The organism is Streptomyces sp. AC602_WCS936 (assembly GCF_019049125.1).
In the GTDB taxonomy this organism is placed as follows: Bacteria; Actinomycetota; Actinomycetes; order Streptomycetales; family Streptomycetaceae; genus Streptomyces.
Map to the genome: position 1 here is coordinate 19,287 of NZ_JAGMUF010000026.1, position 20,433 is coordinate 39,719.

General features: G+C 68.5%; 19 protein-coding genes. 9 read left to right on the plus strand and 10 right to left on the minus strand.

The genetic code is table 11. The annotated features are described in order from the left end of the window. Nucleotides 1-56: 56 nt before the first annotated feature. The 4 genes from KUM03_RS11870 to KUM03_RS11885 all read right to left on the minus strand — a co-directional run bounded on the left by KUM03_RS11870 (nucleotide 57) and on the right by KUM03_RS11885 (nucleotide 3,816). Entirely contained in the window at nucleotides 57-551 is a 495-nt protein-coding gene (locus tag KUM03_RS11870; RefSeq protein ID WP_217247001.1) for a hypothetical protein, read from the minus strand. A 122-nt stretch (nucleotides 552-673) separates the two neighbouring features. Further along, complete coding sequence (locus KUM03_RS11875) at nucleotides 674-1,933, minus strand: MFS transporter (RefSeq protein WP_217247002.1); 1,260 nt, start codon at nucleotides 1,931-1,933, stop codon at nucleotides 674-676. 78 nt (nucleotides 1,934-2,011) lie between these two features. Then, nucleotides 2,012-3,094, minus strand: a complete 1,083-nt coding sequence (locus tag KUM03_RS11880; RefSeq protein WP_217247003.1) for an inositol-3-phosphate synthase — start codon at nucleotides 3,092-3,094, stop codon at nucleotides 2,012-2,014. 44 nt (nucleotides 3,095-3,138) lie between these two features. Continuing rightward, nucleotides 3,139-3,816 carry a PadR family transcriptional regulator gene (locus KUM03_RS11885; RefSeq protein WP_217247004.1) on the minus strand — a complete coding sequence of 226 codons (678 nt, stop codon included), beginning with the start codon at nucleotides 3,814-3,816 and terminating at the stop codon, nucleotides 3,139-3,141. Between the two features lie 655 nt (nucleotides 3,817-4,471). On the opposite strand from KUM03_RS11885, the gene KUM03_RS11890 reads away from it, so the two are divergent. Together KUM03_RS11890 and KUM03_RS11895 are read left to right on the plus strand one after the other, a co-directional pair. Beyond that, nucleotides 4,472-6,865 (plus strand): transglycosylase domain-containing protein, encoded by a 2,394-nt coding sequence (locus KUM03_RS11890; RefSeq protein ID WP_254399219.1) that lies wholly within the window; start codon nucleotides 4,472-4,474, stop codon nucleotides 6,863-6,865. A gap of 120 nt (nucleotides 6,866-6,985) precedes the next feature. Beyond that, on the plus strand, nucleotides 6,986-8,494 hold the full coding sequence (locus tag KUM03_RS11895) for a glycosyltransferase family 87 protein (RefSeq protein WP_217247006.1): 1,509 nt from the start codon (nucleotides 6,986-6,988) through the stop codon (nucleotides 8,492-8,494). Nucleotides 8,495-8,543: 49 nt separating this feature from the next. Here the strand turns inward: KUM03_RS11895 and KUM03_RS11900 are convergent, their stop codons facing one another. The 3 genes from KUM03_RS11900 to KUM03_RS11910 form a co-directional block, all read right to left on the minus strand. Next, complete coding sequence (locus KUM03_RS11900; RefSeq protein WP_073726069.1) at nucleotides 8,544-9,575, minus strand: alanine racemase; 1,032 nt, start codon at nucleotides 9,573-9,575, stop codon at nucleotides 8,544-8,546. A gap of 60 nt (nucleotides 9,576-9,635) precedes the next feature. Then, complete coding sequence (femX, locus tag KUM03_RS11905; protein ID WP_217247007.1) at nucleotides 9,636-10,757, minus strand: peptidoglycan bridge formation glycyltransferase FemX; 1,122 nt, start codon at nucleotides 10,755-10,757, stop codon at nucleotides 9,636-9,638. A 136-nt stretch (nucleotides 10,758-10,893) separates the two neighbouring features. Continuing rightward, entirely contained in the window at nucleotides 10,894-11,199 is a 306-nt protein-coding gene (locus KUM03_RS11910) for a hypothetical protein (protein WP_073726065.1), read from the minus strand. 275 nt (nucleotides 11,200-11,474) lie between these two features. Here KUM03_RS11910 and rpsF point away from each other — a divergent pair, with 275 nt between their 5' ends. From rpsF to rplI, 4 genes are all read left to right on the plus strand, one after another. Continuing rightward, nucleotides 11,475-11,765, plus strand: coding sequence for a 30S ribosomal protein S6 (rpsF, locus tag KUM03_RS11915; RefSeq protein WP_003975025.1), 291 nt, complete (start codon nucleotides 11,475-11,477; stop codon nucleotides 11,763-11,765). Nucleotides 11,766-11,843: 78 nt separating this feature from the next. After that, nucleotides 11,844-12,440 (plus strand): single-stranded DNA-binding protein, encoded by a 597-nt coding sequence (locus KUM03_RS11920; protein ID WP_217247008.1) that lies wholly within the window; start codon nucleotides 11,844-11,846, stop codon nucleotides 12,438-12,440. A 42-nt stretch (nucleotides 12,441-12,482) separates the two neighbouring features. After that, a complete protein-coding gene (gene rpsR, locus KUM03_RS11925; protein WP_003949403.1) occupies nucleotides 12,483-12,719 on the plus strand; it encodes a 30S ribosomal protein S18 in 237 nt (78 codons plus the stop codon). Between the two features lie 18 nt (nucleotides 12,720-12,737). Further along, complete coding sequence (gene rplI / locus KUM03_RS11930; RefSeq protein WP_003975023.1) at nucleotides 12,738-13,184, plus strand: 50S ribosomal protein L9; 447 nt, start codon at nucleotides 12,738-12,740, stop codon at nucleotides 13,182-13,184. Nucleotides 13,185-13,314: 130 nt separating this feature from the next. On the opposite strand, the gene KUM03_RS11935 is transcribed toward rplI, so the two are convergent. Then, nucleotides 13,315-14,652 (minus strand): MATE family efflux transporter, encoded by a 1,338-nt coding sequence (locus KUM03_RS11935; RefSeq protein WP_217247009.1) that lies wholly within the window; start codon nucleotides 14,650-14,652, stop codon nucleotides 13,315-13,317. Between the two features lie 458 nt (nucleotides 14,653-15,110). Between KUM03_RS11935 and dnaB the strand changes: the two genes are divergently transcribed. Together dnaB and KUM03_RS11945 are read left to right on the plus strand one after the other, a co-directional pair. Continuing rightward, complete coding sequence (gene dnaB, locus KUM03_RS11940; RefSeq protein ID WP_217247010.1) at nucleotides 15,111-16,589, plus strand: replicative DNA helicase; 1,479 nt, start codon at nucleotides 15,111-15,113, stop codon at nucleotides 16,587-16,589. Between the two features lie 59 nt (nucleotides 16,590-16,648). After that, nucleotides 16,649-18,034 (plus strand): serine hydrolase, encoded by a 1,386-nt coding sequence (locus KUM03_RS11945; protein WP_217247011.1) that lies wholly within the window; start codon nucleotides 16,649-16,651, stop codon nucleotides 18,032-18,034. Nucleotides 18,035-18,089: 55 nt separating this feature from the next. Here the strand turns inward: KUM03_RS11945 and KUM03_RS11950 are convergent, their stop codons facing one another. Together KUM03_RS11950 and KUM03_RS11955 are read right to left on the minus strand one after the other, a co-directional pair. Next, entirely contained in the window at nucleotides 18,090-18,542 is a 453-nt protein-coding gene (locus tag KUM03_RS11950; protein WP_217247012.1) for a GNAT family N-acetyltransferase, read from the minus strand. A 23-nt stretch (nucleotides 18,543-18,565) separates the two neighbouring features. Further along, nucleotides 18,566-19,030 carry a MarR family winged helix-turn-helix transcriptional regulator gene (locus KUM03_RS11955; protein ID WP_073726051.1) on the minus strand — a complete coding sequence of 155 codons (465 nt, stop codon included), beginning with the start codon at nucleotides 19,028-19,030 and terminating at the stop codon, nucleotides 18,566-18,568. Nucleotides 19,031-19,169: 139 nt separating this feature from the next. Here KUM03_RS11955 and KUM03_RS11960 point away from each other — a divergent pair, with 139 nt between their 5' ends. Continuing rightward, on the plus strand, nucleotides 19,170-20,381 hold the full coding sequence (locus KUM03_RS11960; RefSeq protein WP_217247013.1) for an MFS transporter: 1,212 nt from the start codon (nucleotides 19,170-19,172) through the stop codon (nucleotides 20,379-20,381). The last annotated feature ends 52 nt before the right edge of the window (nucleotides 20,382-20,433 follow it).

The window sequence follows — 20,433 nt, forward strand, 5'->3', positions numbered from 1 at the left end:
CGGGGTCATGTTTCACGTGAAACATGACCCCGCTTTTCGCGTTCCGGTCGCGGGCCCTACTTCACTTCCTTGAGGCAGAGCACGACCTTGTGACTGCTGCTGCCCGTCTGGTAGTACGCGATCGTTGCTTCCTTGACCGCCTCGCACTTGCTGTCGTCGCTGGTGTTGTCGAACTTCTCGACCACCTCGAACTCCGCGTCACTCGAGGAGCAGTCGACCGTCTTGAGGTCCGGGCTGATCTGCGTGCCCTCGTTGTGCATGCAGTCACCCACCGCGGTCGTCTCGGCGTCCGACTGTCCCAGGTACCACTTGACCCCGCCGATCGCGGCGGCCACCACGATCACGCCGACGATGCTCAGCAGCTTCTTCTTGAACCGGTTGGAGCGGGAGGGCGGGGGCACGGGCGCGCCGGGCGGGGGGAAGCCCGGCTGGCCGGCCTGCTGCGGGAAGCCCTGCTGGCCCTGCGCGTACGGGTTCATCCCCTGGGTCTGCTGCGGAGCGGGCGGCTGGCCCTGTGCGAACGGGTTGCCCTGGGGCGGCGGAGTGGTCACTGGGTTCCCCCTGAAGAGATAGGTGCGTGTCGCGAACATGTCGCGGATAAGACGCACGTAAGCTATCGCTCCCCACTGACAACTCTGTAGTCCAGTGGGGCTTCGTGGCACTGATGTGACACTTACTGGCTTTCAAACCGGGTCATAGCCACCGCAACCGCTCCGTAGACCAGGGCGACTGTCACGATCAGCGTGACCGAGCGGCCGCCCGGGGGCAGCATCAGAGCGGCCACCCCGGCGGCGCCGACGAAGGCGACGTTGAACAGGACGTCGTAGACGGAAAAGATCCGGCCACGGAAGGCGTCGTCGACCGAGGACTGCACGACCGTGTCCGTGGCGATCTTCGCCCCCTGGGTCGTCAGCCCGAGGACGAACGCCGCGACGAGCAGCGGCACGGTGGCGAACGGCAGCCCGAGCACGGGCACCAGCACCGTGGCGGCACCCGCGCACACGGCCATCCAGCGGCCGGGCCCGAGCCGGCCCGCCGCCCAGGGCGTGATCACGGCGGCGGCGAAGAAGCCCGCGCCGGAGACACCCAGCGCCAGCCCCAGCAGAGCGAGCCCTTCGTCCGTGTCCGAGGTCAGGGCGTACCGGCACAGCATCAGCAGCATGACCAGCAGGGCGCCGTAGCAGAACCGCATCAGCGTCATGCCCGCGAGCGACCACGCCGCCTCCCGGCGTGCGGGCGCGGCGAGATGGCGTACCCCCGCCACCAGGTCGCGGGCGGTGACGGCGAGCGCCGACGCCAGGCGCGGCGCCTGCGTACGGTCCGGTCCGAGGAGTTCCACGGCGATGCTCAGTGACGCCAGTGCCCCGCACAGGTACAGGGCGGCCCCGAGCAGCACCACGGCGGCGTCGGAGTCCGCCACCACGAGGCGTACGACGAAGGCGAGGCCGCCGCCCGCCGTGGCGGCAAGGGTGCCGGCGGTCGGGGAGAGCGAGTTCGCGATCACCAGACGCTCGGCGTCGACCACGCGCGGCAGCGCGGCGGACAGGCCCGCGAGGACGAAGCGGTTGACGGCGGTGACGCAGAGCGCGGAGACGTAGAAGAGCCAGTCCGGAACGGAGGCGATCATCAGGACCGCCGTAACCGAGGCCAGTACGGCGCGCAGCAGGTTGCCGTAGAGGAAGACCTGACGGCGGCGCCAGCGGTCCAGGAGGGCGCCGGCGAAGGGGCCCACCAGGGAGTAGGGGAGCAGCAGGACCGCCATCGCGGAGGCGATCGCGGCGGGGGAGGTCTGCTTCTCCGGGGAGAAGACGACGTAGGTGGCGAGCGCGACCTGGTAGACGCCGTCGGCGCCCTGGGAGAGCAGGCGCACGGCGAGCAGGCGCCTGAAGCCCTTCAGGCGCAGCAGGACGCGCAGGTCACGGACGACGGCCATGGGGCACAGCCTCACATACGGGAAAGGTCCCCGGGTCACGTGACCCGGGGACCTCCGACGTGCCGGAGCCGGCGCTCGTCAGCGCTCGACCTCGCCGGCGATGAACTTCTCGACGTTGGCGCGGGCCTCGTCGTCGAAGTACTGGACCGGCGGGGACTTCATGAAGTAGCTCGACGCCGACAGGATCGGGCCGCCGATGCCGCGGTCCTTGGCGATCTTCGCGGCGCGCAGGGCGTCGATGATGACACCCGCGGAGTTCGGGGAGTCCCAGACCTCGAGCTTGTACTCCAGGTTCAGCGGGACGTCGCCGAAGGCGCGGCCCTCGAGGCGGACGTACGCCCACTTGCGGTCGTCGAGCCACGCGACGTAGTCGGACGGGCCGATGTGGACGTTCTTCTCGCCCATGTCCCGGTCGGGGATCTGCGAGGTGACGGCCTGCGTCTTGGAGATCTTCTTCGACTCGAGGCGGTCGCGCTCGAGCATGTTCTTGAAGTCCATGTTGCCGCCGACGTTCAGCTGCATCGTGCGGTCCAGGACGACGCCCCGGTCCTCGAACAGCTTCGCCATGACGCGGTGCGTGATGGTGGCGCCGACCTGCGACTTGATGTCGTCACCGACGATCGGGACGCCCGCCTCGGTGAACTTGTCCGCCCACTCCTTGGTGCCGGCGATGAAGACCGGGAGGGCGTTGACGAAGGCGACCTTGGCGTCGATGGCGCACTGGGCGTAGTACTTCGCCGCGTCCTCGGAGCCGACGGGCAGGTAGCAGACGAGGACGTCGACCTGCTTGTCCTTGAGGACCTGGACGATGTCGGCCGGCTCCTCGGCGGACTCCTCGATGGTCTCGCGGTAGTACTTGCCGAGACCGTCGAGGGTGTGGCCGCGCTGGACCTGGACGCCGCTGTTCGGCACGTCGCAGATCTTGATGGTGTTGTTCTCGGAGGCGCCGATGGCGTCCGCCAGGTCCAGGCCGACCTTCTTGGCGTCCACGTCGAAGGCGGCGACGAACTCGACGTCACGGACGTGGTAGTCGCCGAACTGGACGTGCATCAGGCCCGGGACCTTGGACGCCGGGTCGGCGTCCTTGTAGTACTCGACGCCCTGCACCAGCGATGCGGCGCAGTTGCCCACGCCGACGATGGCTACGCGAACCGAACCCATTCCGGTTGCTCCCTGTGTGTACGAGTGAGGCCCTGACTGGGCGCTCACGTGGCGGTGTCGCCGGGCGTATCCGGCCGGGGGTCGTCCCCGGACCGGGGCAGGCCGCCCGTCGCTCCAGATGTCGTGTCCTGTTGAGCGGTCCCCTCCGACGCGGAACCCCGCAGGTCCCGCCCCGCCCGCTCGCTCTCGATGAGCTCGTTCAGCCAGCGCACCTCGCGCTCCACGGACTCCATTCCGTGGCGCTGGAGCTCGAGCGTGTAGTCGTCGAGTCGCTCCCGGGTGCGGGCCAGGGAGGCGCTCATCTTCTCCAGGCGCTCCTCCAGCCGGCTGCGCCGGCCCTCGAGAACGCGCATACGCACGTCACGCGACGTCTGCCCGAAGAACGCGAAGCGAGCGGCGAAGGTCTCGTCCTCGTACGCGTCCGGGCCCGTCTGCGAGAGGAGCTGCTCGAAGTGTTCCTTGCCGTCGGCCGTCAACCGGTAGACGATCTTGGCGCGGCGTCCTGTGAGGGAGGCGGCGGCCTCGCCGACGTTCCCCGGTTCCTCGATCAACCAGCCGTTGGCGACCAGCGTCTTGAGGCAGGGGTAGAGCGTCCCGTAGCTGAACGCCCGGAACACACCCAGTGATGTGTTGAGTCGTTTGCGCAGCTCGTAGCCGTGCATCGGGGATTCGCGGAGCAGGCCGAGTACGGCGAACTCGAGGATGCCGGAACGTCGGCTCATCGTCGCCTCCTCTCGCCCTTATGCCGCGCTGATGTATCGACTCGATACATCAGCACGATAGAACGAGCTTCCGTGCGCGACAAGAGGGGGATCGGTGAACGGGATCACATCAGGGTTTCATCGCGAGCAAGTTGCCTGATTTGAGGTGAACTTCGCGGCTCGGGGGTTTTGACGGTGCGTAGTCTGTGCGCCATGCAGACCACCGGGAACCGAGTGACGCCTGTGGGCGTCCCTGTCCCTGGTGCAGTACGGGTGAATGCGGAAGGGACCGCATCCGTACTTCGGGGGGACCGGAAACCAGCCGCCTTTTCCAGGCGCGCAAAGGTGCGCCTGCCCGAGGAGTAGTCGTTCGATGAGCGAGCACCGTCGCAAACCGCCGCAGCCGCAGGGAGGCGGACGTGCCGCGGCCCGACGCGGCCAGTCCGGCTCGTCCTCCGGCCGCCGCGCGGCACCGCGGGGCGCCACAGGGTCTCCGTCCGGCTCGTACGGCCATGAGGACGAGGAGCGTCCGTACGGGAGCCGTGCCGAAGCCAGGCGTGCGGCACAGCGCAGCGGAGGCGGCCGCCGCAGAGCGGCCGAGCCCGGTCGCGGCGGCCGGCGGGCTGCTCCCGCCGGTCCCGGTAGGGGCCGCGGGGCGCCGCCCGGCAAGAAGCGGATGATCGACTATCCGCGCCGTGACCGGGACGGGTGGCGCCGGTGGGTGCCCTCGTGGAAGCTCGTGTCCGGCCTGTGCATCGGTTTCTTCGGCAGCCTGGTGGCCGCCGCGGGCATCGCGTACGCCATGGTGGGTGTCCCCGACGTCGCCAACATCGCGAAGGCCCAGAACAACGTCTACTACTGGGCCGACGGCACCCAGATGGTCGCGACGGGCGGTGACCGCAACCGTCAGATCGTCGATCTGTCGCGGATCCCCGAGGAGATGCGGCACGCGGTCATCGCGCAGGAGAACAAGACCTTCTACACGGACAGCGGCATCGACCCGAAGGGCATCGCCCGGGCCGTGTTCAACATGGCCACCGGCGGGGAGACGCAGGGCGGGTCGACCATCACTCAGCAGTACGTGAAGAACGCGATGCTGAACGACCAGTCCCAGACGCTTTCCCGCAAGGTCAAGGAAATCTTCGTCTCCATCAAGGTCGGCGCCGAGGAGCCGAAGGACAAGATCCTCGAGGGCTACCTGAACTCCGCCTACTACGGACGCGGCGCCTACGGCATCCAGGCCGCCGCCCGGGCGTACTTCAACAAGGACGCGGTCGACCTCAACCCGGGCGAGTGCGCGTTCCTCGCGGCCATGGTCAAGGGCGCCACGTACTACGACCCGGCGGGTGCGACCTCCATCGACCCTGGTGCCACTCCTGAGGCCAACCAGGAGCGCGCCCTCAAGCAGATGCAGGACACGCTCAACAAGATGGTCGAGTACGACTACCTGAACGCGGCGGAGCGTGCCAAGTACAAGACGCTGCCCGACTGGCAGAGCCCGCGGTCGAACGCCAAGCTGGGCGGCCAGATCGGCTACCTGGTCGATCTCGCCAAGTCGACCCTGATCAAGAACAACGTCGCCACCCGCGACCAGCTGGAGAAGGGCGGCTACTCGATCCACACGACCTTCGACAAGGAGATGGTCGAGGAGCTCGAGACCGCGGTGCAGAAGGTCTACAAGGAGAAGATCGACCCCGAGAAGCGTCCCAAGAAGGACACGCACGTGCAGTTCGGCGGGGCATCGGTGGATCCCGAGACGGGTGCCATCAAGGCCGTGTACGGCGGACAGGACGCGACCAAGCACTTCACCAACAACGCCGACGTGACCGGCGCCCAGGTCGGGTCGACGTTCAAGCCCTTCGTGCTCGCGGCGGCGATGAAGTGGGGCGTGCGCGACCCCGAGCTCGGTCCGATCCAGGCCCAGGACGAACGCACCATCGTCTCCCCGAAGAGCCTCTACAGCGGCAAGAACGACCTCAAGATCAAGAACTACGACGGGACGATCTGGAAGAACGAGGACGGCGAGCAGTGGCTGCAGGAGAACGACGGCAAGGAATCGGTCGGTGAGCCGCCGAACTACCAGATCGACCTCCGGGAGTCGATGCGGCTGTCGGTGAACTCCGCCTTCGTGCAGCTGGGCATGGACGTCGGCCTGGACAAGGTGAAGGAGGCCGCCGTCGACTCGGGTCTGCTCGAGGACAGCCTGGCGGGCGCCGGCTATCCGTCGTTCTCCATCGGTGTATCCAGCCCGAGCGCCATCCGCATGGCGGACGCGTACGCCACCTTCGCGGCCAGCGGTAAGCAGCGCGAGCCGTACTCCGTGACCAAGGTGACGCGTGAGGGTCAGACGATCTTCACGCACAAGGTCAAGACCGAGCAGGCGTTCACATCCCTGGTGGCGGACAACGTCACGGACATCCTGAAGACCGTCGTCGAGGACGGAACGGGTACCAACGCCCAGCTGTCCGGCCGTGAGGTGGCAGGGAAGACCGGTACCACGGACGGCAACAAGTCCGCCTGGTTCGTCGGGTACACGCCGCAACTGTCCACCGCGATCAGCATGTTCCGCTATCCGGACGACGAGTCCATCAAGGACCGGAAGTTCCTGGAGATGTACGGAACGGGTGGCGAGAAGAAGATCCATGGTGCGTCGTTCCCGTCCCAGATCTGGCAGGACTACATGGAAGACGCGCTGAAGGGCACCACGCCGGAGAAGTTCCCGAAGCCGGAACCCATCGGTGAGGTCGTCAACGACGCCCCGTCGCCGAGCCCGACTCCGTCGCCCTCCAAGTCGGAGAAGGAGGAGGAAGAGTCGAGTCCGTCGCCGTCCTCGTCGCCCAGCAAGAGCGAGGACACCAGCCCCTCCCCCTCGCCGGGTGACACCTGTGGCATCTGGGAGTGGAACTGCGAGGACGGGAACAACGGGGGCAACGACAGCGCCGGCAATGACTCAGGCGGCCCGGGCGGCAGCCCGTCGCCCTCGACGTCACCCAGTCCGACAGGTGAAGAGGACGACACCAGAGGCAACCAGAACGGCGGTGGCGGCCTTTTCCCAGGACCGAACGGTTAGCCGCAGAACGCACCGCATGGGTGTTTCACGTGAAACACTCGCACGTTTCACGTGAAACAGGGGCCGCCGCACCGACGAGGGTGCGGCGGCCCCGGCCCTTTCTCAGGGGCGTACGGCAGGATGTGCCCCATGCCCAGTGCAGAATCGACGCCAGCGAGCGTGCGCGAGCCGGATTCGGTGCGGCCGACCCGGGAGGACGCGGTCGCCGCGGCCGGTAGTGAGCTGATCGGCGGCCCCGTCGGGCGGCGGGCCCTCGTCGGGACGTCCTGGTGGACGCCTGTCCGGGTGATCGCTCTCGTGGCGATCGGCATGTTCGCCCTCGGCCTGGTCCAGAAGGCACCCTGCTACAACGGCGCCTGGTTCTTCGGTGCCAGTTCCCAATACACGCACGCGTGCTACTCGGACATCCCGCACCTGTACCAGGGACGCGGGTTCGTCGACGGCCTGGTGCCGTACTTCGACAAGCTCCCCGGCGACATGGAGTACCTCGAGTACCCGGTGCTGACCGGCGTGTTCATGGAGGTCGCGTCCTGGCTCACCCCCGGCAGCGGCTCCATCCAGCACCAGGAGCAGTGGTACTGGATGGTCAACGCCGGGATGCTCATGGTGTGCGCGGCCGTCATCGCCGTCTGCGTGACCCGCACCCACGCCCGGCGCCCCTGGGACGGGTTGCTGGTCGCCCTCGCGCCCGCTTTCGCCCTGACCGCCACCATCAACTGGGACCTGCTGGCGGTCGCCCTGACGTCCGCCGCCCTCCTGATGTGGTCGCAGAGGCGCCCGGTGGCCTTCGGTGTCCTGCTGGGTCTTGCCACGGCTGCCAAGCTCTACCCCTTCCTGATCCTCGGACCGCTGCTGGTTCTGTGCTGGCGCGCCGGAAGATGGCGGGAGTTCGGGAAGGCGCTGGGGGGCGCGGCGGTCGCCTGGCTGGTGGTGAACCTGCCGGTGATGCTCTTCGCCTTCGAGGGCTGGTCGAAGTTCTACACGTTCAGCCAGGAGCGGGGTGTCGACTTCGGCTCCTTCTGGCTGATCCTGGCCCACAACTCCGACAACCCGCCCAGCACCGAGACCGTCAACACCCTCGCCACGCTCCTGATGCTGCTGTGCTGCGGCGCCATCGCGGCGCTCACCCTCACGGCACCCCGGCGCCCCCGGTTCGCCCAGCTCGCCTTCCTGATCGTCGCGGCGTTCATCCTCACCAACAAGGTCTACTCACCGCAGTACGTGCTCTGGCTGGTGCCGCTGGCCGCGCTGGCCCGGCCGAAGTGGCGTGACTTCCTGATCTGGCAGGCGTGCGAGGTCGTGTACTTCCTGGGCATCTGGATGTACCTCGCCTACACGACCAGCGGCGACGCCCACAAGGGCCTTCCGACGGACGGCTATCACTGGGCCATCGGCGCGCACCTGCTGGGGACGCTGTTCCTGTGCGCGATGGTCGTGCGCGACATCCTGATGCCGGAACGGGACCCGGTCCGGCGCATGGGCGACGACGACCCCTCCGGCGGGGCGCTCGACGGCGCGCAGGACGTATTCGTCCTGGGCCCCGCGGCTCATACCGGGCAGCACGCCGCTCACTTCGAGGGGCCGCAGGTGCGGTGGGGCGTGAGTCGGCAGACGGGCGGTTCGCCCTGAGCGAACGCAGGGAAGGCCGTACACGGAGGGCCCGTGTACGGCCTTTTCGCTAGCGGTCGAGAATGCGGTCGAACTGCGTGGTGGTGTGCCGCAGATGGGCCACCAGTTCGTCGCCGACCGTGGGCTCCGGCGCGTCCGAGGGCACGAACAGGATGGAGACCTGCATGTGCGGCGGCTCCGCGAACCAGCGCTGCTTGCCGCCCCAGACGAACGGCGAGAGGTTCCGGTTGACCGTCGCGAGGCCGGCCCGGGCGACGCCCTTGGCGCGCGGCATGACGCCGTGCAGCGCCTTCGGCGCCTCCAGACCCACGCCGTGCGACGTACCGCCCGCCACGACCACCAGGAATCCGTCGGAGGCCGCCCTCTGCTGCCGGTAGCCGAAGCGCTCCCCCTTGGCGACGCGAGTGACGTCCAGGACCGCACCGCGGTACTCGGTGGCCTCGTGGTCCCCCAGCCACAGCCGGGTGCCGATCCGGGCCCGGAAGCGGGTCTGCGGGAACTGCTGCTGGAGCCGGGCCAGCTCGTCCGCCTTGAGGTGACTGACGAACATCGTGTGCAGCGGAAGGCGCGCCGCACGCAGACGGTCCATCCAGCCGATGACCTCCTCGACGGCGTCCGAGCCGTCGGTGCGGTCCAGCGGCAGGTGGATGGCGAAGCCCTCCAGCCGGACGTTCTCTATGGCGGCGTGCAGCTGCGGCAGGTCCTGCTCGCTGATGCCGTGCCGCTTCATCGAGGACATCACCTCGATGACCACACGCGCACCCACCAGGCCGTACACGCCGTCCACGGACGACACCGAGCGCACGACCCGGTCGGGCAGCGGCACCGGCTCCTCACCACGCCGGTACGGCGTCAGCACCAGCAGGTCGCCGCCGAAGAAGTCCTTGATCCGGGCGGCCTCGTACGTGGTGCCGACGGCCAGCACGTCCGAGCCGAGCCTGGTCGCCTCCTCCGCCAGCCGCTCGTGCCCGAAGCCGTAGCCATTGCCCTTGCAGACCGGGACCAGCCCGGGGAACTGCTCCTGCACGTGCTTGTGATGCGCCCGCCAGCGCGCGGTGTCGACGTAGAGGGTGAGCGCCATGGCCGGACCTGGAACCTTTCTCGTGGCTGTCAGAGGTGCGGGTGGGGATGAGAGGTGGGGTCAGCGGCGCGACATGTAGATGTCGAGCGCCTTGTGGAGCAGCTTGTTCAGCGGGAAGTCCCACTCGCCGAGGTACTCGGCCGCCTGCCCGCCCGTGCCGACCTTGAACTGGATCAGACCGAAGAGGTGGTCGCTCTCGTCCAGGGAGTCGGAGATGCCGCGCAGGTCGTAGACGGTGGCGCCCAGCGCATAGGCGTCGCGGAGCATCGCCCACTGCATGGCGTTCGAGGGCCGGACCTCGCGGCCGATGTTGTCGGAGGCGCCGTAGGAGTACCAGACGTGACCGCCCACGACCAGCATCGTCGCCGCCGACAGGTTCACCCCGTTGTGCCGGGCGAAGTACAGCCGCATGCGGTTGGGGTCCTCGTTGTTGAGGGCCGCCCACATGCGCTGGAAGTACGACAGCGGGCGCGGCCGGAAGTGGTCGCGTACGGCCGTGATCTCGTACAGGCGCTGCCACTCCTCCAGGTCGTGGTAGCCGCCCTGGACGACCTCGACGCCGGCCTTCTCGGCCTTCTTGATGTTGCGGCGCCACAGCTGGTTGAAGTTCTTGTGGACCTCTTCCAGAGAGCGGTTGGCCAGCGGCACCTGGAAGACGTAGCGGGGCTGCACGTCACCGAAGCCGGCGCCGCCGTCCTCGCCCTGCTGCCAGCCCATGCGGCGCAGCTTGTCGGCCACCTCGAAGGCGCGCGGCTCGATGTGGTCGGCCTCTATGTCGCGCAGACGCTTGACGTCGGGGTCCTGGATTCCCTTCTTGATGGAAGCGGCGTCCCAGCGCCGGATGATCACCGGCGGTCCCATCTTCACCGAGAAGGCACCCTGCTGCTTCAGGTGTGCCAGCATCGGCTCCATCCAGTCCTGGAGGTTCGGCGCGTACCAGTTGATGACCGGGCCCTCGGGGAGGTAGGCGAGGTAGCGCTTGATCTTGGGGAGCTGCCGGTAGAGGACCAGGCCCACGCCGACCAGCTGACCGGTCCGGTCGTCGAACCAGCCGAGGTTCTCGGAGCGCCACTCCGCCTTCACGTCCGCCCAGGCCGGGACCTGCATGTGACTCGCCGCCGGCAGGCTCTGGATGTAGGCCAGATGCTGCTCGCGACTGATGGTCCTCAGGGTCAGGGTCATTCGGGGCGCTCCTCGGGCTGGTGTGTCCCCATGGGTACAGGGGCTCCGGCTCTCGCGCGAAGCCTACTGCGCCCTGTGAGCGCCCCGTCCGGCGTACGGGTACAAGGGGGTCCCCGGTGGCCGGACGCGACCGGGATCAGCCGAAGAACCCACCGTGACTGATGCCGAAGAACAGACCGAGTGCGGAGCCTCCCAATGCCAGGACCAGGCCGAAGCGCTCGCGCGTCGTCACCGAGATGAGCTGGCCGTATCCGGCGGTCAGGACGCCCAGCAGACCTGCCCAGGAGGTCAGGACGTGGAGCCCGCGGAAGTACGCGGTGGCCAGGGCGAGCACGGCTAGGACGAGGCCCACGGCCAGCAAGGTGTCCTGAAGGGGGTGCGGTTTGCCGTCGGTGGCCAGCAGGCCGGTCCGGGGCTTGGCGGGTCGCATGATCTGTGCCATGGGGAACCTCCTGCCGAAGGCAGTGTGTCGTGGCCCTCACATCCGCTGAGTACCGATTGTGTCCCCTCACCGCCGGATTTCAACCGCAAGCCGGTGGGCGGGTACTCTGTACCTTCTGCACTGGTGTCTTCTGCCGTCCACGGCCGGGCGTCTCCTCGGACGAAGCCCGATTGTCAGTGGGTCCTGGTTTACTCGTTGATGCCGGTGCCAACGCATCGCAACCCTCCTGCCACGGAACGACCGTGGCCGCTGAGTCCAAAGGAGGTGGGTTCCACATGCGTCACTACGAGGTGATGGTCATCCTCGACCCCGATCTCGAGGAGCGCTCTGTCTCCCCGCTGATCGAGAACTTCCTCTCTGTCGTCCGTGACGGCGGCGGAAAGGTCGAGAAGGTCGACACCTGGGGCCGTCGTCGTCTCTCGTACGAGATCAAGAAGAAGCCCGAGGGCATCTACTCGGTCATCGACCTGCAGGCCGAGCCTGCGGTCGTCAAGGAGCTCGACCGCCAGATGAACCTGAACGAGTCGGTCCTCCGGACCAAGGTCCTCCGTCCCGAGATGCACTGAGCCTTCCGGCTCAGCTGATCCCGGGATCCGAGTAGCAGCAACCAAGCAGCCAGAGCAAACCCGCCGAGAGGTTCCCCCATGGCAGGCGAGACCGTCATCACGGTCGTCGGCAATCTTGTCGACGACCCCGAGCTGCGCTTCACCCCGTCCGGTGCGGCCGTCGCGAAGTTCCGTGTCGCGTCGACCCCCCGCACCTTCGACCGCCAGACGAACGAGTGGAAGGACGGCGAAAGCCTCTTCCTGACCTGCTCGGTCTGGCGTCAGGCGGCGGAGAACGTCGCCGAGTCGCTCCAGCGAGGCATGCGCGTCATCGTGCAGGGCCGGCTGAAGCAGCGGTCGTACGAGGACCGTGAGGGCGTCAAGCGCACGGTCTACGAGCTGGACGTCGACGAGGTCGGCGCCAGCCTGCGCAGCGCCACGGCCAAGGTCACCAAGACCTCGGGCCAGGGGCGCGGTGGCCAGGGCGGTTACGGCGGCGGTGGCGGCCAGGGTGGCGGCGGCTGGGGCGGCGGCCCCGGCGGCGGCCAGCAGGGCGGCGGCGCTCCGGCCGACGACCCCTGGGCGACCGGCGCTCCCGCCGGCGGCCAGCAGGGCGGCGGCCAGGGTGGCGGCGGCTGGGGCGGCGGCTCCGGCTCCGGCGGCGGTGGCGGCTACTCGGACGAGCCCCCCTTCTAGGCGGGCTCCACCCACACTTCTTGATCACACAGGAGAAACATCATGGCTAAGCCGCCTGTGCGCAAGCCGAAGAAGAAGGTCTGCGCGTTCTGCAAGGACAAGGTCACGTACGTGGACTACAAGGACACGAACATGCTGCGGAAGTTCATTTCCGACCGCGGCAAGATCCGTGCCCGCCGCGTGACCGGCAACTGCACCCAGCACCAGCGTGACGTCGCCACGGCCGTGAAGAACAGCCGTGAGATGGCGCTGCTGCCCTACACCTCCACCGCGCGATAAGGGAAGGGTGACCGACTCATGAAGATCATCCTCACCCACGAGGTCTCCGGCCTCGGTGCCGCGGGCGACGTCGTCGACGTCAAGGACGGTTACGCTCGCAACTACCTGATCCCGCGGAAGTTCGCGATCCGCTGGACCAAGGGTGGCGAGAAGGACGTCGAGCAGATCCGTCGTGCTCGCAAGATCCACGAGATCCAGACCATCGAGCAGGCCAACCAGGTGAAGGCCCAGCTCGAGGGCGTGAAGGTCCGTCTGGCCGTCCGCTCCGGCGACGCCGGTCGTCTCTTCGGTTCCGTCACGCCGGCCGACGTCGCTTCGGCGATCAAGGCCGCCGGCGGCCCCGAGGTCGACAAGCGCCGCATCGAGCTGGGCTCGCCGATCAAGACCCTGGGCGCTCACGAGACGTCCGTGCGTCTGCACCCCGAGGTTGACGCCAAGGTCAGCATCGAGGTCGTCGCTGCCTGAGCCTTGCTCTGGCTGAAGCGATGAGATGGGGCCGCATCTCCCGGTCGGGGGGTGCGGCCCCATCTTCCGTCGGACCTGTTTCATTCGAAGCGTCGTGTTTCACGTGAAACACGACGCTCGCGTGGAAAGCTCAGCGCGTCGCGCCCGTGACGACCCAGCGGCCCGACCGCGTACGCAGCCACAGCGTCACCAGGCGCATCGCCATCATCAGCGTCATGGCCGCCCACAGCGCGGTGAGTCCACCGCCGAACGTCGGGACCAGCAGTGCCGCCGGAGTGAAGACCGCCAAGGTGAGCAGCATGGCCCAGGCGAGGTAAGGGCCGTCTCCGGCACCCATCAGGACGCCGTCCAGGACGTAGACCACTCCACAGATCGGCTGCGACACAGCCACGATCACCAGTGCGGGCAAGGCGGCGTCCTTGACCGCGGAGTCCCCGGTGAAGAGGGGCAGGAACGCCGGGCGGGACAGCACCACGAGCAGACCCAGGACGATTCCGACCGCGACACCCCACTCCACCATCCTGCGGCAGGCATCGCGGGCACCCTGGCTGTCACCGGCTCCCAGGTAGCGCCCGATGATGGCCTGTCCCGCGATGGCGATCGCGTCGAGGGCGAAGGCGAGCAGGCTCCACAGCGACAGGATGATCTGGTGGGCCGCGATGTCGGCGTCGCCGAGGCGAGCTGCCACGGCTGTGGCGATCATGAGGATGGCCCGCAGCGAGAGGGTGCGAACGAGCAGCGGGACTCCTGCCTGGGCGGAGGCCTTGATCCCGGTGATGTCCGGACGCAGGGAGGCGCCGTGCCGGTGTGCTCCACGGATCACCACCCAGAGGTACACCGTGGCCATGCCGCACTGGGCGATGACGGTGCCCCAGGCGGAGCCGGCGATGCCGAGACCGGCGCCGTAGACGAGTACGACGTTGAGGACGGCGTTGGTGACGAAGCCGGCCACGGCCACGTAGAGCGGGGTCCGGGTGTTCTGCAGTCCTCGCAGGACACCGGTCGCGGCCAGCACGACGAGCATGGCGGGGATGCCGAGAGCGGAGATCCGCAGATATGTGACGGCGTACGGGGCGGCGGTGTCGGAGGCGCCGAAGAGTCCCACGAGGGAGGGTGCGGTCGGCAGGACGACGGCGATGACCGCGGCGCCGAGCAGGAGTGCCAGCCAGATGCCGTCCATGCCCTGGCGGATCGCGGATTGCAGATCGCCCGCGCCGACGCGGCGGGAGACTGCCGCCGTCGTGGCGTAGGCGAGGAACACGAAGACGCTGACGGCCGTCGTCAGCAGGGCGGAGGCGATGCCGAGTCCGGCGAGTTGCGCGGTGCCGAGATGGCCGACGATCGCACTGTCGGCCATGACGAAGAGGGGCTCGGCGACGAGCGCGCCGAAGGCCGGAACGGCCAGCGCGATGATCTCTCGGTCGTGCCGGCGCCGGACGGTCCGGGAGCGCTCGGAAGCCTGTGTCATGAGCACCAATCTAATCGTCCACAGGTAAGAGATGCAAAGCTTTTGTGACCCTTACCTCTCGTCTCGCGGCATGTACTTCCCGGAAGCGTTCGAAGCGATCTTGGTCTGAGTGGGAAAGTTTTTCTTCTGCACAGGGCGTGGACGGTAAAGGCGCAGATCAGCGGCGTTTCCTCAGGAGAGGCGAGGGCTTGTTCACAGGGCTGTCCACCGGCTCGTGCACAGGTTTCGGGGAGTTCTCCACAGCATCTGGCCCGTCGTCCACATGGCCTGTGGATAACCAGATTGGCTGACGCTGCCGACAGGCCTACGGTTGTCCGGCGCCTGCTCCGTCCGTCGGCTTGTGAACCCTCACAAAACCGACGCGCCAGAACCGGAGTTGGGCGTCTTATTTGTCAGTGTCGTGCCGTAGAAATGAGGGCACGGCGAGGTCCGCTCGGCGGACGGGAGGAGGTGGCTCGGTGAGCATTTCCGAGCCCTTGGACGACCCGTGGGCCGACAGCGGTCCCAGTGATCGTCTGCCCGCTTCCCGCCGCCGCAGTGACAGCGGCCGCGGACGCGACGAACAGCACGAGCGCGGTCCGGACAGCGGTGCCTGGGACGGAGGCGGGCAGTCGTTCGAGCGGGTGCCGCCGCAGGACCTGGACGCCGAGCAGTCCGTCCTGGGTGGCATGCTCCTGTCCAAGGACGCCATCGCCGACGTCGTGGAGATCCTCAAGGGCCACGACTTCTACAAGCCGGCCCACGAGACGGTCTACCAGGCCATCCTCGACGTCTATGCCAAGGGGGAGCCGGCCGACCCCATCACGATCGCGGCCGAGCTCACCAAGCGCGGTGAGATCAACAAGGTCGGCGGCGCCTCCTACCTGCACACCCTCGTCCAGACCGTGCCGACGGCCGCGAACGCCGCCTACTACGCGGAGATCGTGCACGAGCGGGCCGTGCTGCGCCGCCTGGTGGAGGCCGGTACGCGGATCACCCAGATGGGATACGCGGCCGACGACGACGTCGACGAGATCGTCAACCGCGCCCAGGCCGAGATCTACGCCGTCACCGAGCAGCGCACCAGCGAGGACTATCTGCCACTCGGCGACATCATGGAGGGCGCGCTCGACGAGATCGAGGCGATCGGCTCGCGCAGCGGCGAGATGACCGGTGTGCCGACGGGGTTCACGGACTTCGACTCCCTGACCAACGGTCTGCACCCGGGTCAGATGATCGTCATCGCCGCACGTCCCGCGATGGGCAAGTCCACACTGGCGCTGGATTTCGCGCGGGCCGCGTCGATCAATAACAACCTCCCGAGCGTCATCTTCTCGCTCGAAATGGGGCGCAACGAGATCGCGATGCGTCTGCTGTCCGCCGAGGCCCGCGTCGCGCTCCACCACATGCGCTCCGGCACCATGACGGACGACGACTGGACCCGGCTGGCCCGCCGGATGCCGGACGTCTCGGCCGCCCCGCTCTACATCGACGACTCCCCGAACCTGTCGATGATGGAGATCCGCGCCAAGTGCCGCCGGCTCAAACAGCGCAACGACCTCAAGCTGGTCGTCATCGACTACCTCCAGCTGATGCAGTCAGGCGGGTCCAAGCGGGCCGAGAGCCGTCAGCAGGAGGTCTCGGACATGTCCCGCAACCTGAAGCTCCTGGCCAAGGAGCTGGAGGTCCCAGTCATCGCGCTCTCCCAGCTGAACCGTGGACCCGAGCAGCGCACCGACAAGAAGCCGATGGTCTCCGACCTGCGTGAGTCCGGTTCCATCGAGCAGGACGCCGACATGGTCATCCTGCTGCACCGGGAGGACGCCTATGAGAAGGAGTCGCCACGCGCCGGCGAGGCCGACCTGATCGTGGCCAAGCACCGTAACGGTCCGACGGCCACGATCACCGTCGCCTTCCAGGGCCACTACTCACGCTTCGTGGACATGGCACAGACCTGACCCCCGCGGCGCGCGGAAATCGGCTCGACGTGTGCGGCCCGGGCCGGTGGACTGGGGGCATGACGACATCTCAGGAAGAGCTGCTTCCCGCAACCCGCCGGGCGCTGCTGCACCGGATCGCCGTGGCCCAGACGGAGGGGCGTGCGCCGTCGCTCGTCGCTGCGGTCGTCCGGGACGGCCGGGCCGTCTGGCACGGTGCGCGGACTTCGGTGGACGGGCATGGACCGGACGAGCACGTGCAGTACCGGATCGGCTCGATCACCAAGACGTTCACCGCTGTGCTCGTGCTTCGGCTGCGTGACGAGGGCGTGCTCGACCTCGGCGATCCGCTGGAGAAGCATCTGCCGGGTACGGGGGCGGGAGAGGCCACGATCGCCGAGTTGCTGGCCCACTCCGGCGGTCTGGCCGCCGAGTCGCCCGCGCCGTGGTGGGAGCGGACGCCGGGGTCGCTGCGGCCCGAACTCGCCGATGTGCTGGGCAAGCACCCCCTTCTCCACCCGGTGGGCCGTCGGCACCACTACTCGAACCCCGGATACACGGTGCTCGGCGCTCTGGTGGAGAAGGTGCGCGGTGCTTCGTGGGAAGAGGTGCTGCGGCAGGAGGTGCTGGAGCCGCTGGGCCTGAACCGGACGTCCGGGCATCCCCGGGCGCCGTACGCCGGCGGCTGGGCCGTGCATCCATGGGCCGACGTGATGCTGGCGGAGCCCACCGAGGATCTCGGGCGGATGGCCCCGGCCGGTCAGCTCTGGTCCACCACCGGGGACCTGGCCCGGTTCGCCGTCTTCCTGGCGAAGGGGGACGACCGGGTGCTGAGTCACGAGTCCGTGCGGGAGATGCGGGGACCGGCGGCTCCAGTGGAGGCCGCGGATGTCGCGGACGGGTCGGCGTACGGTCTGGGGCTGCAGATTCAGCACCGGGACGGACGGCTGCTCGTGGGGCACTCCGGGTCGCTCCCCGGCTTCCTGGCCAACCTCACGATCAGTGTGGAGGACGACGTGGCCGCGGTGGTGCTGGCAAACTGCACGTCCGGGCCGCTGCTGGCCGGAGTCGGCGCCGACCTCGTGCGTGTCGTCGCCGAGGCGGAGCCCAGGATTCCTGAACCGTGGCGCCCGCTTCCGGACGTCGACGCTTCCGTCCTGGAGCTGGCCGGCCAGTGGTACTGGGGCACGCATGCCTTCGCCCTGCGGCTGACGTCCGACCAAGGTGTCTCGCTGGAGCCGTTGTCGGGCACCGGCCGCCGCTCGCGCTTCCGGGCGAACGGTGACGGTACGTGGACCGGGCTGGAGGGTTACTACGCCGGGGAGTCGCTGCGAGCCGTGCGACGGCCGGACGGGACCCTGAGTCACCTGGACCTCGGGTCGTTCGTGTTCACGCGCCAGCCGTATGACGAGGGTGCGCCTGTGCCGGGAGGGGTGGACCCGGAGGGGTGGCGCGGGATCGGCTAGGCAACTCGCACGTCTCGCCGGTTGGCTTTGTTTCACGTGAAACAGAGCCAACCCGTCAGAGCTGGAGCTTGAAGCCCGTGTGCGAGGCCGAGAAACCGAGACGCTCGTAGAAGCGGTGCGCGTCGGTGCGGGTTTTGTCGGAGGTGAGCTGCACCAGTTGGCATCCCTGCCGGCGGGACTCGTCGACGGCCCACTCGATGAGCTGAGTGCCCAGGCCGCTGCCGCGCTCGTCGGCGTGGACCCGCACACCTTCGATGATCGACCGGGTGGCGCCGCGCCGGGACAGGCCGGGCACGATCGTCAGCTGCAGCGTGCCGACCACCCGGCCGTCGCGGACGGCGACGACCAGGTGCTGGTTCGGGTCGGCGCTGAGCCGTTCGAACGCGGCCAGGTACGGGCTCAGGTCGTCGGGCGACTCGCGTCGGGCGCCCAGGGGGTCGTCGGCGAGCATCGCGACGATCGCGGGGAGGTCGTCCTCGGCGGTGGGCCGTATCTCAAGACCTGCCATGGACGCACCCTACGCAGGGAAGGTCAGGCGGGCACTGGTGTTTTGAGCGTCTCGACGACGCGGACCAGCGGAGCCAGGTCGGGGTTCCCGGCGGCTTCGTCGAGAGCCTCGCGCAGGGCGGCGTCATTGGTGGGCCGTGCCTCGTCCAACAGCTTCAGGCCGGCCGCGGTGACGTTGGTGTAGATACCGCGGCGGTCGGTGGGGCACAGGTAGCGCTCGAGCAGCCCGCGGTCCTCGAGCCGGGTGACCAGGCGCGTGGTGGCGCTCTGGCTGAGGACCACGGCGTCCGCGACCTGCTTCATCTGCAGATGCCCGCCGTCGCCGTCGTGCTGCCGGCTGAGCACCTCGAGCAGGGAGTACTCACGGACACTCAGGTCGTGTCCGGCCTGCAGGGCGCGCTCGATGTGGGCCTCGATCCTCCCGTGCAGCAGGGAGAGGGCGCACCAGCCCTGGGAGAGGGCGGTGAGCGCGGGATCCGTCGCTGTCATGTGTTTCCTCCGTCCCGGAGCGGCTGAGACCAGGGTAGACCAGTAGCGCGATTGCCAGCGTTTGCAAGTAACCCGCGTCTGCAACTATTGTGGGCGCTCGTAAAGCGCTCCTGCAATCCTCTGGGAAGGTGTCCCCTCCATGCCTCTCGCGCTTCTGGCCCTCGCGATCGGGGCCTTCGGTATCGGAACCACCGAGTTCGTGATCATGGGCTTGCTGCCCGAGGTCGCGAACGACTACGGGGTCTCCATCCCCACCGCCGGCTACCTGGTGACCGGGTACGCGCTCGGCGTGATGTTCGGCGCCCCGCTGATGACCGTGCTGGGCACCAAGGTCCCGCGCAAGCGGATGCTGATGCTGCTGATGGGCCTGTTCATCGTCGGCAACCTGCTCTCCGCCCTCGCCCCCGCCTTCTCCGTCATGCTGGCCGGTCGTGTCGTCGCCTCCCTCGCCCACGGAGCCTTCTTCGGCATCGGCTCGGTCGTCGCGGCCGACCTGGTCGCTCCGCACAAGAGGGCCGGCGCGATCGCGATGATGTTCACCGGGCTGACCGTCGCCAACGTCGTCGGCGTGCCACTGGGCACGCTCATCGGACAGTCCGCCGGCTGGCGCGTCACCTTCGCGGTCGTCGCCGCTCTCGGCGTCGTCGGCCTGGCCGGTGTCGCCAAGCTGGTCCCCGACATGCCCAAGGCGGAAGGCGTGCGCCTGCGGCACGAACTGGCCGCGTTCAGGAACGTCCAGGTCCTGCTCGCGATGGCCATGACCGTGCTCGGCTTCGGGGGCGTCTTCGCGGCCATCACCTACATCGCGCCGATGATGACCCACGTCGCGGGCTTCGCCGACGGCTCGGTCACTTTGCTGCTGGTCCTCTTCGGCCTCGGCATGGTCGGAGGCAATCTCGTGGGCGGCAAGTTCGCCGACCGCGCCCTGATGCCCCTGCTGTACGTCTCCCTGGGCGCGCTGGCCGTCGTCCTCGCCCTCTTCACGCTCACCGCGCACGACAAGACCGCGTCGGCCGTGACCGTCTTCCTGATCGGAGCCCTCGGCTTCGCCACCGTCCCGCCGCTGCAGAAGCGCGTTCTGGACCATGCGCACGGCGCGCCGACGCTGGCGTCGGCGGTGAACATCGGCGCCTTCAACCTCGGCAACGCGCTCTCCGCCTGGCTCGGCGGCGTCGTCATCGCCGCCGGCTTCGGCTACACCGCCCCGAACTGGGTCGGTGCCGCGCTCGCCGCAGCCGCCCTGCTCCTCGCCCTCCTCTCGGCCGCCATCGAGCGGCGTGAGTCCGCCCCCGGCGCCGTTGTCGCGGGCTCCGTCCCCGCCGAACAGCGGACCGCCGCCGTACACCGCTGAACGATCCCGGCCGCCGGACCGCGGGGCCAGGGCCGTCCCCGCACCCGTGGCC

Coding starts and splice junctions, on each gene's coding strand:
- KUM03_RS11935 (WP_217247009.1), bottom strand. CDS start 14,652: ATGACACAGGCTTCCGAGCGCTCCCGGACCGTCCGGCGCCGGCACGAC.
- rpsF (WP_003975025.1), top strand. CDS start 11,475: ATGCGTCACTACGAGGTGATGGTCATCCTCGACCCCGATCTCGAGGAG.
- KUM03_RS11900 (WP_073726069.1), bottom strand. CDS start 9,575: ATGGCGCTCACCCTCTACGTCGACACCGCGCGCTGGCGGGCGCATCAC.
- KUM03_RS11885 (WP_217247004.1), bottom strand. CDS start 3,816: ATGAGCCGACGTTCCGGCATCCTCGAGTTCGCCGTACTCGGCCTGCTC.
- KUM03_RS11955 (WP_073726051.1), bottom strand. CDS start 19,030: ATGACAGCGACGGATCCCGCGCTCACCGCCCTCTCCCAGGGCTGGTGC.
- KUM03_RS11945 (WP_217247011.1), top strand. CDS start 16,649: ATGACGACATCTCAGGAAGAGCTGCTTCCCGCAACCCGCCGGGCGCTG.
- KUM03_RS11875 (WP_217247002.1), bottom strand. CDS start 1,933: ATGGCCGTCGTCCGTGACCTGCGCGTCCTGCTGCGCCTGAAGGGCTTC.
- KUM03_RS11920 (WP_217247008.1), top strand. CDS start 11,844: ATGGCAGGCGAGACCGTCATCACGGTCGTCGGCAATCTTGTCGACGAC.
- KUM03_RS11890 (WP_254399219.1), top strand. CDS start 4,472: ATGATCGACTATCCGCGCCGTGACCGGGACGGGTGGCGCCGGTGGGTG.
- rplI (WP_003975023.1), top strand. CDS start 12,738: ATGAAGATCATCCTCACCCACGAGGTCTCCGGCCTCGGTGCCGCGGGC.
- KUM03_RS11910 (WP_073726065.1), bottom strand. CDS start 11,199: ATGGCACAGATCATGCGACCCGCCAAGCCCCGGACCGGCCTGCTGGCC.
- KUM03_RS11895 (WP_217247006.1), top strand. CDS start 6,986: ATGTGCCCCATGCCCAGTGCAGAATCGACGCCAGCGAGCGTGCGCGAG.
- femX (WP_217247007.1), bottom strand. CDS start 10,757: ATGACCCTGACCCTGAGGACCATCAGTCGCGAGCAGCATCTGGCCTAC.
- rpsR (WP_003949403.1), top strand. CDS start 12,483: ATGGCTAAGCCGCCTGTGCGCAAGCCGAAGAAGAAGGTCTGCGCGTTC.
- KUM03_RS11950 (WP_217247012.1), bottom strand. CDS start 18,542: ATGGCAGGTCTTGAGATACGGCCCACCGCCGAGGACGACCTCCCCGCG.
- KUM03_RS11880 (WP_217247003.1), bottom strand. CDS start 3,094: ATGGGTTCGGTTCGCGTAGCCATCGTCGGCGTGGGCAACTGCGCCGCA.
- KUM03_RS11960 (WP_217247013.1), top strand. CDS start 19,170: ATGCCTCTCGCGCTTCTGGCCCTCGCGATCGGGGCCTTCGGTATCGGA.